Genomic DNA, 12,603 nt, shown 5'->3' with positions numbered 1-12,603 from the left:
TTATTTTGTTTGGCGGGGTATTTCGTTTGTCAGGGCGCTCAAAAGCAAACACCCGCATCGTGGCAGATGCGGGTGCAAAAGTGCAGTAAAAATCCAGTGTAGGTTGCCTAGGCTGCTGTCTTGTTGCCTTTGCTGCGCTGTTGGCTGACGAGCTTGACCTGCAACCATTCCAGTATGGTTTCAGCGACCTTTTCCCAGTTTTTATCGAGCATCATCGCGTGGTGAATATCATCAATCAGTGCATAGTCCGCGCCGTAGCGCTTGGCTGTGTGGTGGATCAGCTCGCTCTGGATGATTTCATCGTCGCGTGCGCCCATAACCAGCATGGCTGGCGCTTCATCCTTTGTCAGGAAGATCGGGTTGGCGCCCATCATGTCCGTAATCGCCCGCTGGCTTTCTGTTTCGAGCCGACCGAAATAGATCATGCCTTCATCTTCGGCGATATCAGGCGACAGCATCGCGCGCCCCAGACGTTCACGAAGCAGGGTGTGGGGGCCAATGGCCTGAAGCCAGAACATATGGAAAAACAGATCGGGCTGGGCCATTGCCATCATCGCATTGCTGGCAATCAGGCCTTCTGGCGGGACTGAGGCCATCAGAATGGCGGCCTCGGCACTGTGGCGTTCGAGATATTTCTGAATGACATAGCCGCCCATCGAATGACCGATCAGCACGGGCTTCTTGCCAAGGGTCTCGACAACCTCTTCAAGGTCTTCGACGTAATCGTCAATGGATGCGAGGCTGCGCAGTTCGCGGCCGCCACTTCCGCCATGGCCGCGCAAGGAAAACGCCACGGTCTCAAAGCCGCGATCTGCAAACCAGGTCAGGAAATGTTCGTTCCAGCACCACGCCCCGGTATAGGCGCCATGTACAAACACCAATGGATGTTTACTTTTGGGTTTGCCTGTCGGGCTGCGACGGAAAATCTCCAATTCGGGACTCATGGCCTGCCTCCTCGCGATGCGGGATCGATGCAAATATATGCCTTGATTAAAAAGAACTCGATTATGTTCGCACATGCAGCATAATCTTGTCCAATCACATGTGGGAGTCCGACTTTGGTTTGGCAATGATTGTCAGTCTGAAGTTGTTTGCTTATGATTGGGTCCGGGACAGTAAAAGATGTGAGGGAACGCAGGGGGTCTGTGCTCCGGACACTAACAACACCGTAGTGAGAAGCTTGGGGGATATGGTTAAATTATCAGTGGTCGGCATTTTCGCGGATCTCGATGAGAGCGCGATTGCAGACGTCGAACGCCACGTCAACCGAAAGACGTTTGCGGCCGGAACGCAAATTATCGAACCGGAATCAGATAGTTCGGACGTTTACCTGATTTTGTCCGGACGAGTACGGATCGTTAATTACTCGCTTTCGGGGCGTGAAATCACCCTTGAGGAAATCGGGGCAGGCGGCTGTGTTGGTCAGCTTTCGGCCATTGATGGGCAGCCGCGTTCGGCTTGTGTAATTGCGGTTGACGATACCAGTGTCGGTATTTTGAGCCCGGCCAACTTTGAAAAGGTCGTCAAAAATCACCCGTCAGTTGCCTGGAACGTTATCAGCGAGTTGGCCAGAATTGTTCGGAACTCGACCCGAAGAATTGTTGATGTCAGCACACTTGGCGCCAACGAACGCGTCGTGGCGGAAATTTTGCGCCGTGCCAACAATGTTTGTGACGATAACGGTTCGGCACTTTTGTCACCCGTTCCGGTTCATTCCGAGGTCGCCGGGCGGGTCAGCACATCGCGAGAAACGGTTGCACGGGTCATGAGCACGCTTGGCCGTCGCCAACTGGTGACAAAGGTTGAGACCGGTCTTTTCGTTCCGGATGTACGCCGACTTGAAGAATTCCTAAGTGAGTCAATTCATTAGGTCGCATTTGTATGATTTTTTTTGTCTTCATGTGATGACTGTCACAGAGAAGAGGATGTTCGACAGGTAAAGGTATTGGTGTGGCGGACATTTAAATGTTCCGGCACATCTCCCCCAAGAGAGTTACTGGCCGTACACTTGTTGTACGGCCATTTTTTTTTGCGTTTTCGCATGGCGGACGGATTTGTTGATGTCTAATCTGTTCGAAATAATACCACTTCTTTTTAAGGGAACCTCTGATGCGTATTTCTGTGGTTATGGCCGGACTGAATGGTGCGATGGCGGTTGCGTTGGGGGCGTTTGCCGCCCATGGCATGGCTGGAAGCGAAATGGATTATGCACGCGGCCTGGTCGAGAAGGGCGCGCATTATCAGCTTGTGCATGCTGTTGCCCTCGCCGCAATTGCCGGCCTGGTTCATCATGTGCCCGATGAGAAGTTCCTGCGCATTGCCGCCTATGCAATGCTTGTCGGGATCGTTTTCTTCTGCGGGTCTTTATACGCCATTGCCTTTGGCGGTATTTCTGCGTTTGGTGCCGTGGCCCCAATTGGCGGTTTTGCCTTTATTGGGGGCTGGTTGCTGCTTGCTGCGGCGGGATACAGACGCTTTGGCTGATCTCGCAGGCAGGCAGTGGCATTTAACCTGAAACAGGCAAGTACAAACAAAAAAGACGTGTCCGGAAGGACACGTCTTTTTTAAATCTTTGCAATCGAATTCCGAAGAACCAGATTACTTCATTTTCGCTTCTTTGAACACGACGTGCTTACGCACGACCGGGTCGTACTTGCGAAACTGGAATTTCTCGGTGGTATTCCGCGGGTTCTTCTTAACAACATAGAAGTAACCGGTGTCTGCGGTGCTTACCAACTTTACGAGGATCGAAGCGGGCTTCGCCATGTCTCTGCATCCTGTGTTCAGGTGTATCTCAGGCGGCGGAACATAAAGGTTATCGGCAGAGTGTCAAGCCATTTTGGAAAAAAGAATGCAATTTTATTGGCTGGCAAAAGTATCGGCGATTTCCTCTTGTCCGACATAGGCCAGATTCTTGTATTCACGGTTATTTTTCAGCAGCTCAAGTGCAACTTCAACATCAAATGTTTCACCATTTGTGTTGGCCGGACAAACGCTGCGTAGTTCCCGTCTGCTCTTTTCGTCCTGATAGTCCAGCTTGCGCCATTTCATCATCACCGAGGCGGTCTCATCACGCAGTGACAGGGCGTTCGCCACCTTGTGAATAGCGGTGCTGCCTGTGCCTGATTTTGTGCAGATGGCCGGGAAAAGACCGATTCTGTCAAAGGTGTATCCAGAAGGGGCTGTCATGCGCGACCAGGTAAAGGTCAATGTCCCATGGTTGGGCAGATCATTGATTGCCTGAACGGACCCCTTGCCAAAGCTTGTGGACCCGATCAGCACAGCACGATGGCGATCTTGAAGGGCTGCTGCAACCAGTTCCGCTGACGACGCTGTGCGTCCGTCAATCAGGACAACCAGCGGCGCGCCATTGGTCAAATCGCCGGTTTCTGCCTTGAATATGTGGCGTGCAGCTGTGACACGCGAAAATGTCTTTCCGATCGGACCATCGGCCAAAAACAGGTCAGCCACCGCAACGCCCTGTTGCAGAAGTCCGCCACGGTTTCCACGAAGATCGAGAATAACGCCGTGAAGGCCACCATCATAAAGTTTCGCCTTCATGATGCTGTCGGCAAGCGTTGACGCAGTTGCTGAGTTGAAGCTGCTGACACGCGCAATCAGGATATTGTCACGGACATCATCGAATACTGTGCGGTCAATCACCCGTTCACGCAGTATCTCCATCGGGGTGATAGCGTTGCTTTTGGCTGCATTCACTTCAAGCAGGACAGATGTTCCTTCTTCGCCATGCAGCAGGTCGGCAGCATAGCGACTGGCTTTACCATACATGTCCTCGCCATTAACCGTCAGGATCTGGTCGCCGGGATGCAGTCCGGCACGCGCAGCCGGGCTTTCCGCATGAACGAGTTTGACAACAGGGTAGCCACTTCCGCCAACGACACGAACGCCGATGCCAATATAGCCGTCACGACGGTTGCGCGCATTTTCTGCACGTACCGGACCCTCATAGCGGCTGTAACGGTCCAGATTGCGGATTGCGCCACTGATCAGGGCAGACTCGATGTCTTTGGTGTCCGTGTTGCGCAGTTTGGCCGAATGTGCCCGGTATCTTGCCAATCCGGTTAGCGTGATTTCGGACCAGATCTGAAGATTTTCGTGATCCGCCGTGCCGTCGGATGAAGCCGGAAGGGCAATCTTGCCGACCGTTCGGTCGTCATATTGCAAGACCAGATCAGTCGGGGTGATGTCGACGCGAATGTTTTCGTCAATCGATGAGAGTCCATCAAGGGTGCTCACCAGGATCTGTTCACGGCTGATCGGATCGATATAGCGTGTTGCGACAAGTTCGATTGTTTGAGAAATCAGTTCGCGCGTTTGTGGATCATCAGGCGAGGTTACTGCCATCCGGTCTGAAGTGGCGCAGGCAGCCTGCAATACACATAACCCGAGGGCAACACAGATGCGCCGCAAACGTCGCGCTCCTGCGTCGGGATTGTCATATGTATTCTGTGCTACGCGAAGTGCGACCAATTAAACAATCCGGTTAATTCAGGCGAGATAACCTACGCATTCTACTGGAAAAATTGGCATTCTGCCAACGACTATCCTTTGATGCGCATGGCCCATTGAGTGCCAAGAACAGCCCCTTTGATAAAGGGCAGAAAGCCAAGGCATAATGCGACGGTGGCCGGAAGCCAGATCGAAAGTTGCAACGCCATGGACGGGCTGAAATTCTGCTCCATAGCCAACGCACCCGGAACCACGATGTGTCCGACCAGAAAGATCGTGAAGTAGGGCGGGGCATCATCACAACGATATTCCCCGATCGGGTGATTGCAAACATCACACTCGGAACGAAGCTTCAGATAGCCGCCGAAAGCAAAACCGTGGCCACAATTCGGGCATTTGCGGCGAAATCCGCGACGCAATCCGGTCATCAGTCGACCGCTGCTTTGGTTGCTGGTGGTGGCATTTGTGTCGGGAGAAATATCGTGTGGGGCATTCATGTTTAAAATTAACTCCTGTCATATCTCAGCGCCCTCTTGATCCGTGTGGCGAAAACAGGCATTGAGACTGTACGCCATCATCATGATGTTCGGTTGCGCAAGCAAGTAAAATCGGCCCTGCCTATTCACCTCAGGGGCGTATGCATGGTCACATTTGCTTGATCGAACAGTTGCCAAGGGAGTGCCCAGTGGGAAGTGCAGACGCAGTCATTGCCGGTCTGAAACAGGACTTCATCGAGGACACGATCGAACGCATTGATCGCATTGAAACCACGATTGATCGTGTCGCCGGCGGAATGGACGAAGCCGGACCGGGAATTGCCGAACTGCGGCGCGAAGCGCACACCGTCAAAGGACTTGCCGGATCATTCGGCTTTCCGCTGGTGGGTGCGATTGCACATCGACTTGAAGATTATATTGCCGAATTGACCCAAATCGATGATCTCGAAGCGGCATCGCTGGTGGATTTCACCAGCTGGATCCGCGAGATCATCGAAAGTGGCACCAATCCCCAGGCCGAAGAAGAAACCCGTATTCTGCGTTCCCTGCCGACCCGCAGTGCCAAGGCCGATGAGCAGGATGATGCATCCGAAGTTGCGGTTGCGCAGGATAAGGAAGTCCTTATTGTCACCGCGACCGCTGTGCAGGGGCATTTTTTGCAGCGTGCACTGCGTGAAAAGGGTTTTCGCACCATCACGGCCCGTTCGGCCGTCGAGGCGTTCGAAACGGTGGTTCAATCGCGCCCGGATGCCGTCATTACCGCGGCTGTCCTTGATGGGCTTAGCGGGATCGAACTGATCCGCGCCCTGGCTGCGATGAAGACCCTGTCAGACAAAAAGCTCGGCCTGTTGACGAGTTTCGATGCATCACATCCCGATCTTGAAGGTTTGCCTGAAAACGTTGCGATCATCAGTAACAAGGGCAAACAAACCGCTGAGCATCTGTCGAAATTCATCGAAACCATGCTCTGAGCTTTTATTGGAGCGTTGGTATCGAAAACAAAAAGGCGGCCATATCGGCCGCCTTTGGTTGTTTGTGTTGGCAGTTCGGTCTTAATCCGACTTCGGGCCCGGTTTGGGGGCGTTGCGCGCCGCCCGGTTGGATGCCACCAGCTTGCGCTGCTTTTTCGGTGTGGTCTTTTTCTTTGCCGCTGCTTTCTTGCCCTTCGACTTGGTCGCAGATGATCCAGCCGGGCCATTTGCGTCCCGTGGGCCGGACCGGAAACCGGGCTTGCTGCCATGACGATGGCTGCGGTCGCCTGGGCTGCCACGGCGTTTGCCTGCACCACGACGTCCGCGTGGCCGTTCAACCAGATCGCGGGCGGTAATGTCGGCGTGTTCGGCAAGTCGCAATGCCAATGATCCGGTGGCTGCATCGGCATCGGCAATCCTGACGACAACCGTATCACCCAACTGGAACTTCTTGCCGCGATTTTGCCCGACAAGTGCGTGGCTTGCAGCGTCATGGACGTAATAGTCATCGGGCAGGGTGGATATCGGAACCAACCCGTCTGCCCCTGTTTCGTTCAATGAAACAAACAGACCAAAGTGGGTGACGCCAGAAATCTTGCCGGGGAACTCCGCCCCGACCTTGTCAGACATATAGGCCGCGACATAACGGTCAACCGCATCGCGTTCGGCCATAGCCGCGCGTCGTTCAGTGCCCGAGATCTCCTCGCCAATCTGTTCGAACCGTTCGCCTTCTTCGGGCGTCAAACCGCCTTCACCAAGTTTAAGGCCCGCGATCAATGCACGATGGACCAGAAGGTCGGCATAGCGCCGGATCGGGGAGGTAAAGTGGGCATACCGTTTCAGTGCAAGGCCGAAGTGTCCGATATTGTCGGGGCTGTACATGGCCTGTGACTGGCTGCGCAGAACGACCGTGTTGATCAGCTCAGACTCTGGCGTGTCCTTGGCGAGTTCAAGAATGCGGTTGAAATCGCGCGGTTTCAGAACCGATGCCTTGTTCAGCTTATAGCCAGCGCCTTCAAGGAATTCGTGCAGCGCTTCAAGCTTTTCCTCGCTCGGTGCATCGTGGATACGATACATGCAGGGCTGCTTGATACGTTCAAGTTCCTCAGCAGCACAGACATTGGCTGCGATCATGAATTCTTCGATCAGCTTGTGACTGTCAAACCGTGCACGCGGCGCAATGGCAACGATCTGTCCGCTGTCATTCAGCTCGATTTTGCGTTCGGGCACATCAAGTTCGAGTACGCCACGTTTCTTGCGCGCTTCCAGAAACGCATGGAACGCGCCATACAGCGGCTTGATGATGGTATCAACCAGCGGACCGGTGGTGTCGTCTGGCTGGCCGTCCATGGCGCGCTGAACCTGATCATAGGTCAGACGGGCGGCGGACTTCATCATCCCGCGGCAGAACTTGTGACGTAGTTTGTGGCCGTGTTTATCCAGCCACATTTCAACCGCCATGCAGCCGCGATCTTCATGCGGGACAAGCGAACACCAGCCGTTCGAAAGCTCAAACGGCAACATCGGCACCACACGATCCGGGAAATAGCAGCTATTGCCACGTTTGACCGCTTCGCGATCAAGTGCATCGCCCGGACGCACATACCAGGACACATCAGCGATCGCGACCATGATGTGCCAGCCGCCTTCATTGGCGGGATCGGGGTCGGCTTCGGCCCAGACGGCATCGTCAAAGTCACGCGCATCGGCACCATCAATGGTGACCAGCGGGATGTCGCGCAGATCAGTGCGTTTACCCAGTGGTGTGGCCTTGGACTCGCGTGCCTGAAGTTCGACTTCCGGAGGGAATTCAAACGGAATGCCGCGCGCATGGATCGATACAAGGCTGATGGATTTGGGTTCATTGATGTTGCCAAGAACCTCGGTAATCCGGCCTTTACGCAGTCCAAAATGTTTGCCCGGCAAAATTTCGGTCAGAACCAGTGCGCCGCTTTCAAGATCAGGATGGTCGTCAAGCGGGACCGCGATCTCGCCGCTATCCTTGCGATCTGTGGGCACAACACGGCCTTCGCGTTCATTGGGGCGATAAAGTCCCAAGACGCGCTGTGGCCCGCTGCCAAGGACCCGCATGATGCTGGCTTCGTAGGTATGCTTGCCGGTATAGCGCAGCTTGGCGAGAATTTTGTCACCAATGCCTGGCGCACTTGGGCCGCCGCGACGAATTGATTTCACAACAATCAGCGGCGGTTCGTACTCGTGTTTCCAGACATTCGGTTTGGCCAGAACTTCGCCGTCGTCATCAACGCCGGTGATTTCCAGAACTTCAACCGGGGGCAGGCGGTCGGGTTTGTCAAAGCGCCGGCGGCCCTTGACGACATCGCCGCCAATCTTCAGGTCTTTCAGGATCTTTTTGAGTTCGATCTTGGCTGCGCCCTTAATGTTGAAGGCGCGCGCAATTTCGCGCTTCCCAACCGGTGTCGGGCTCATATCGATGAATTCGATAATCTCTTCCTTGGTCGGGAAGTGTTTTTTGTCTTCTGTATCGTTCGCCAACGTTGCGGCGTCCTTTCATAGGTATTCCAGAGAAAAGGAAGGCGGCGATTAATTCGCCGCCGCCTTTTTCGTGGTTGTCTTCTTCGCTGCGGGTTTCTTTGCAGCCGTTTTCTTCTTCGCAGGGGCTTTTTTCTTCGCCGTTGCGGTTTTGGTTGCCGTTTTCTTGGTCGCGGCCTTGGTCGTTTTGCCCGACTTGGCTTCCTTTTCCTTGATGGCCTTGATGGCCATTTCAAGGGTGATGTCATCACGTTCTACATCGCGGATATTGGCGATGGTTTTCTTGTGCTTAACAAACGGTCCCCAGCGGCCAACGGCGACAAAGATCGGTTCACCATCATCGGGATGCTTGCCGATTTCTGTGCCTGACTTTTCACGCTTATCCGCGATCAGGGTGATCGCCCGGTTTTCACCGATCGTCAAAACATCATCGTCGGCCTTGAGCGAGGCAAAAATACTGCCTGCCTGGACGTATGGGCCAAAACGGCCAATATTGGCCTTCATTTCCTCGCCAGTGTCGGGATAAATCCCAACAACACGCGGCAGGGTCAGAAGTTCTTCGGCCTTGGTCAGGTCAACGACAGATGGCTCCAATCCCTTGGGCAGGGATGTGCGTTTCGGTTTAACCTTTTTCGGCTTGCCGTTCTTACCTTCGACTTCCTCTTCCTCGCCAAGCTGGACGTACACGCCATACGGGCCTTTGCGAAGGGTGATTTCCTTGCCGGTTTCCTTGTCAATGCCAAGGACTTTGGGGCCAGAATCAAGTTCGGATTCGGAGCCGTTTTCATTGGCAACGAGCGGTCGGGTATAATTGCATTCCGGATAGTTCGAACAACCAAGAAAGGCGCCAAACTTGCCGAGCTTGAGGCTCAGCGTTCCATCCGTGCATTTCGGGCATTTATGCGGGTCTGTTCCGTCTTCGCGCGGCGGGAACAGGTAGTTTTCCAGCATTACCTGAAGGGCATCAAGGACGTCCGTGATCTTTAGTTCCTTCGCCTCGTCGACATTGCCTTTGAACGACTTCCAGAAATCCTTGAGAACGTCTTTCCATTCCAGCTTGCCCATGGAAACTTCATCAAGCTGGTTTTCCAGATCGGCCGTGAAGTTGTACTGCACATAGCGTTCAAAGAATTTCGACAGGAAAGCGGTTACCAGACGGCCGCGGTCCTGTGCGACGAAACGGCGACGTTCCAGCAACACATAGTTCCGGTCCTGAAGAACCGAAATGATCGATGCATAGGTCGACGGACGGCCAATGCCGAGTTCTTCCATCTTCTTGACCAGGCTCGCCTCGGTATAGCGGGGTGGGGGCTGGGTGAAGTGCTGATCAATGCTGACTTTGCCAAGGTCAGGCTTCTGGCCTTCTTTTAGCGGCGGCAGGCGACGATCATTTTCGTCTTCAGCCTCGTCATCCTTGCCTTCCTGATAAAGCTTCAGGAAGCCGTCAAACTTCACAACAGAACCATTTGCACGCAGAACCACGTGATTGTCATTCGATGACAGATCAACTGCGACCTGATCAAAGCGTGCATCTTCCATCTGACAGGCGACGGTCCGTTTCCAGATCAGGGTGTAAAGCGCCAACTGGTCTTTATCAAGGTGACGCGAAACCTGTTCGGGACGACGGAACAGATCGGTCGGGCGGACAGCTTCGTGGGCTTCCTGTGCGTTCTTGGCCTTGTTGGCAAAGCTACGCGCATTGGCCGGAAGATATTGATCGCCATAATCCTTGCCAATCAGGCGGCGTGCGGCGGCGAGTGCTTCCTGTGAAAGCACCACGGCATCGGTACGCATATAGGTGATCAGACCAACCGTTTCGCCACCGATATCGACACCTTCATAAAGGCGCTGGGCAAGCTGCATGGTGCGTTTCGCGCCAAAGCCAAGCTTACGCGATGCTTCCTGCTGCAGGGTCGATGTGGTGAAAGGCGGCTGCGGACGACGTTTGACGTCTTTGCGCTCAACCTTTGAAACGGTGTAGCTGCGGCTTTCGACCTTTTCCTTGGCGATCTTGGCGGCACTTTCATTACCAAGTGCCAGCTTATCAAGCTTTTCGCCGTTCAGATGGGTCAGACGTGCGGAAAACTTGCCCTCGGGAACGGCAAAGCCAGCCTCAAGCGACCAGTATTCATCGGGTTTGAAGGCTTCGATTTCGATCTCGCGTTCGCAAATCAGGCGGAGCGCAACCGATTGCACACGTCCGGCCGAGCGCGAACCAGGCAGTTTGCGCCACAGAACCGGCGACAGATTAAAGCCGACCAGATAATCAAGCGCACGACGCGCCAGATAGGCATCCACCAGTTCCTGATTAAGTTCGCGCGGATTGGCGATGGCTTCGGTGACAGCTTTCTTGGTGATCTCGTGAAACACGACGCGATGGACATCGCGACCGCGGAGCAGCTTTTTCTGCTCGAGAACTTCAAGAATATGCCAGGAAATGGCTTCACCTTCGCGATCCGGGTCAGTCGCGAGATAGATGGTGTCAGAGTCACGTGCCGCCGAAGCAATTTCCTTGATCTGCTTTTCGGAACGGCCATCGGTTTCCCAGACCATTGCAAAATCATTGTCGGTATCGACCGAACCATCCTTGGACGGCAGATCACGGATATGACCAAACGAGGCCAGTACCTTATAATCGTCGCCGAGATATTTATTGATCGTCTTGGCTTTGGCCGGGGATTCGACGATGACAAGATTCATTACGTTTTTCGTGTCCGGTTCTTGCGCCCGAGGGCGGTCATTATGCTGTGCGGTCCGTAACCTGAAAGTCTGCACACATATATTATAGTGTGTCGCTGTTTTTCAGATCAAATTGCGCAAATTGCGGCAAATCACAACAATATTTGTCACATCCATATCCGACGCGACTCTCATTTGGCGATACGCGATACCCTATTTCCGGGGTGACGTTCAACCCTTCCTGCAAGTTCGAGCTCAATCAAAATTGTCGAAACCTGCTCGGCGGGCAAGTCAGACGTACGAATGAGCTCATCAATCAGAAGGGGGCTAGCAGATAGCAAATCAAAGAGTTTTTCCATCTCTTTGACGGAGTCTTCGTTGGCGTCGGTTTCGTCAGAAAATTCTTCTAATTCAATTGATTGCGGGGTTTTCTTTTCACCGAGAATGATCGCATCTTGTTCCAATGATGCCGTTATCTCGTGATATGCCTCGGCTGAGGTGTCAGGGCGTGCGTCGCGCGCAGCTGTGTTGAAGGTGTGATTTTGTTCAAACAAGTGACTGTTTTGCTCGGCAGTTCGAAGGGCATCCAGAATTACGTCGGCAGAGTCGCACAAGATTGCACCATCACGGATCAAACTGTTCGGACCTGCTGCGCGCGGATCGGTCGGGGAGCCCGGAACGGCAAACACATCGCGTCCTTGTTCGGCGGCAAAGCGGGCGGTGATAAGCGATCCGGAATTTCGACCGGCCTCGATGACAACCGTTCCCAATGACAATCCGGAAATGATGCGGTTGCGACGGGGAAAGTGCCTTGCCTGTGGTTGAAGGCCGGGCGGCATTTCTGACACCACACAACCCTGTTCGCAGAGTTGCAAATAAAGGTCCTGATGTTCGCGGGGATAAACGACATCCACACCGCCACCCAGAACAGCAATCGTACCGCCGCCTGCATTATGGTTGCTTTGCAAGGCCGCCGCATGGGCTGCGCCATCAATGCCGCGTGCCATACCTGACACAACGACATAGCCCGCGTTTACGAGCTGATGACTGATTTTACGGGCAAATCCGCATCCCGTTGCCGAAGCATTGCGCGCACCAACGATCCCGATGGCAGATTTTCCAAGAAGCTCAATCCGTCCGATGGCATAAAAATAGGGCGGCGCATCATCAATTCGCGCCAGAAGTGGTGGATATTCCGGGTCGCCAAAAATGATCGGTCGGGCGCGCGATGCCTTTGCGGCCTCAATTTCCGTAACCGTCTCGTCGCGGTTGGCAATCTTGATCTTGCGCGTGGTCTTTGCTTGGGCAATGACATCGGGCAGGGCATCAATGGCATTTCGGCCTGAACCAAACCGTTCCAGCAATTTGCGAAAGGTGACCGGTCCGACATTGGTGCTGCGCGCCAGTCGCATGCGTGCCAGACGTTCCGATTGCGATAATCGCGATGGTTGTTGGTTTGGTAAATGCATAACGCC

Annotated in this window: 10 protein-coding genes; 3 read left to right on the top strand and 7 right to left on the bottom strand. The window is 54.0% G+C overall.

Annotated features, from left to right (window positions below; translation table 11 throughout):
- Nucleotides 1-107 precede the first annotated feature (107 nt).
- A complete protein-coding gene (locus TH2_RS12470) occupies nucleotides 108-944 on the bottom strand; it encodes an alpha/beta hydrolase (RefSeq protein WP_008890793.1) in 837 nt (278 codons plus the stop codon).
- A 245-nt stretch (nucleotides 945-1,189) separates the two neighbouring features.
- On the opposite strand from TH2_RS12470, the gene TH2_RS12465 reads away from it, so the two are divergent.
- Both TH2_RS12465 and TH2_RS12460 read left to right on the top strand, forming a co-directional pair.
- Entirely contained in the window at nucleotides 1,190-1,870 is a 681-nt protein-coding gene (locus tag TH2_RS12465; RefSeq protein ID WP_008890792.1) for a Crp/Fnr family transcriptional regulator, read from the top strand.
- A 239-nt stretch (nucleotides 1,871-2,109) separates the two neighbouring features.
- Nucleotides 2,110-2,484 carry a DUF423 domain-containing protein gene (locus TH2_RS12460; RefSeq protein ID WP_008890791.1) on the top strand — a complete coding sequence of 125 codons (375 nt, stop codon included), beginning with the start codon at nucleotides 2,110-2,112 and terminating at the stop codon, nucleotides 2,482-2,484.
- A 114-nt stretch (nucleotides 2,485-2,598) separates the two neighbouring features.
- On the opposite strand, the gene rpmG is transcribed toward TH2_RS12460, so the two are convergent.
- From rpmG to TH2_RS12445, 3 genes are all read right to left on the bottom strand, one after another.
- Entirely contained in the window at nucleotides 2,599-2,766 is a 168-nt protein-coding gene (gene rpmG / locus TH2_RS12455) for a 50S ribosomal protein L33 (RefSeq protein ID WP_008890790.1), read from the bottom strand.
- Between the two features lie 93 nt (nucleotides 2,767-2,859).
- Nucleotides 2,860-4,365: a S41 family peptidase gene (locus TH2_RS12450; protein ID WP_008890789.1), complete on the bottom strand. Its 1,506-nt coding sequence runs from the start codon at nucleotides 4,363-4,365 to the stop codon at nucleotides 2,860-2,862.
- 197 nt (nucleotides 4,366-4,562) lie between these two features.
- Nucleotides 4,563-4,967 carry a DUF983 domain-containing protein gene (locus tag TH2_RS12445; protein ID WP_008890788.1) on the bottom strand — a complete coding sequence of 135 codons (405 nt, stop codon included), beginning with the start codon at nucleotides 4,965-4,967 and terminating at the stop codon, nucleotides 4,563-4,565.
- Between the two features lie 188 nt (nucleotides 4,968-5,155).
- Between TH2_RS12445 and TH2_RS12440 the strand changes: the two genes are divergently transcribed.
- A complete protein-coding gene (locus tag TH2_RS12440) occupies nucleotides 5,156-5,938 on the top strand; it encodes an Hpt domain-containing protein (protein WP_008890787.1) in 783 nt (260 codons plus the stop codon).
- Nucleotides 5,939-6,019: 81 nt separating this feature from the next.
- Here the strand turns inward: TH2_RS12440 and rnr are convergent, their stop codons facing one another.
- From rnr to dprA, 3 genes are all read right to left on the bottom strand, one after another.
- Nucleotides 6,020-8,452: a ribonuclease R gene (rnr, locus tag TH2_RS12435; RefSeq protein ID WP_008890786.1), complete on the bottom strand. Its 2,433-nt coding sequence runs from the start codon at nucleotides 8,450-8,452 to the stop codon at nucleotides 6,020-6,022.
- 48 nt (nucleotides 8,453-8,500) lie between these two features.
- On the bottom strand, nucleotides 8,501-11,149 hold the full coding sequence (gene topA / locus TH2_RS12430) for a type I DNA topoisomerase (RefSeq protein WP_008890785.1): 2,649 nt from the start codon (nucleotides 11,147-11,149) through the stop codon (nucleotides 8,501-8,503).
- Nucleotides 11,150-11,319: 170 nt separating this feature from the next.
- Nucleotides 11,320-12,597, bottom strand: a complete 1,278-nt coding sequence (gene dprA / locus TH2_RS12425) for a DNA-processing protein DprA (protein ID WP_338010106.1) — start codon at nucleotides 12,595-12,597, stop codon at nucleotides 11,320-11,322.
- Nucleotides 12,598-12,603 lie beyond the last annotated feature (6 nt).

The sequence above is a fragment of the Thalassospira profundimaris WP0211 genome (assembly GCF_000300275.1).
In the GTDB taxonomy this organism is placed as follows: domain Bacteria; phylum Pseudomonadota; class Alphaproteobacteria; order Rhodospirillales; family Thalassospiraceae; genus Thalassospira; species Thalassospira profundimaris.
The sequence above is the reverse complement of the archived record's forward strand: the minus strand, read 5'-3'. Positions and strand labels throughout refer to the sequence as shown.

Bases quoted from the DNA above. Each gene is read 5' to 3' on its own strand.
- TH2_RS12470 (WP_008890793.1), bottom strand. From the start codon at position 944: ATGAGTCCCGAATTGGAGATTTTCCGTCGCAGCCCGACAGGCAAACCC.
- TH2_RS12465 (WP_008890792.1), top strand. From the start codon at position 1,190: ATGGTTAAATTATCAGTGGTCGGCATTTTCGCGGATCTCGATGAGAGC.
- TH2_RS12460 (WP_008890791.1), top strand. From the start codon at position 2,110: ATGCGTATTTCTGTGGTTATGGCCGGACTGAATGGTGCGATGGCGGTT.
- rpmG (WP_008890790.1), bottom strand. From the start codon at position 2,766: ATGGCGAAGCCCGCTTCGATCCTCGTAAAGTTGGTAAGCACCGCAGAC.
- TH2_RS12450 (WP_008890789.1), bottom strand. From the start codon at position 4,365: ATGGCAGTAACCTCGCCTGATGATCCACAAACGCGCGAACTGATTTCT.
- TH2_RS12445 (WP_008890788.1), bottom strand. From the start codon at position 4,967: ATGAATGCCCCACACGATATTTCTCCCGACACAAATGCCACCACCAGC.
- topA (WP_008890785.1), bottom strand. From the start codon at position 11,149: ATGAATCTTGTCATCGTCGAATCCCCGGCCAAAGCCAAGACGATCAAT.
- dprA (WP_338010106.1), bottom strand. From the start codon at position 12,597: ATGCATTTACCAAACCAACAACCATCGCGATTATCGCAATCGGAACGT.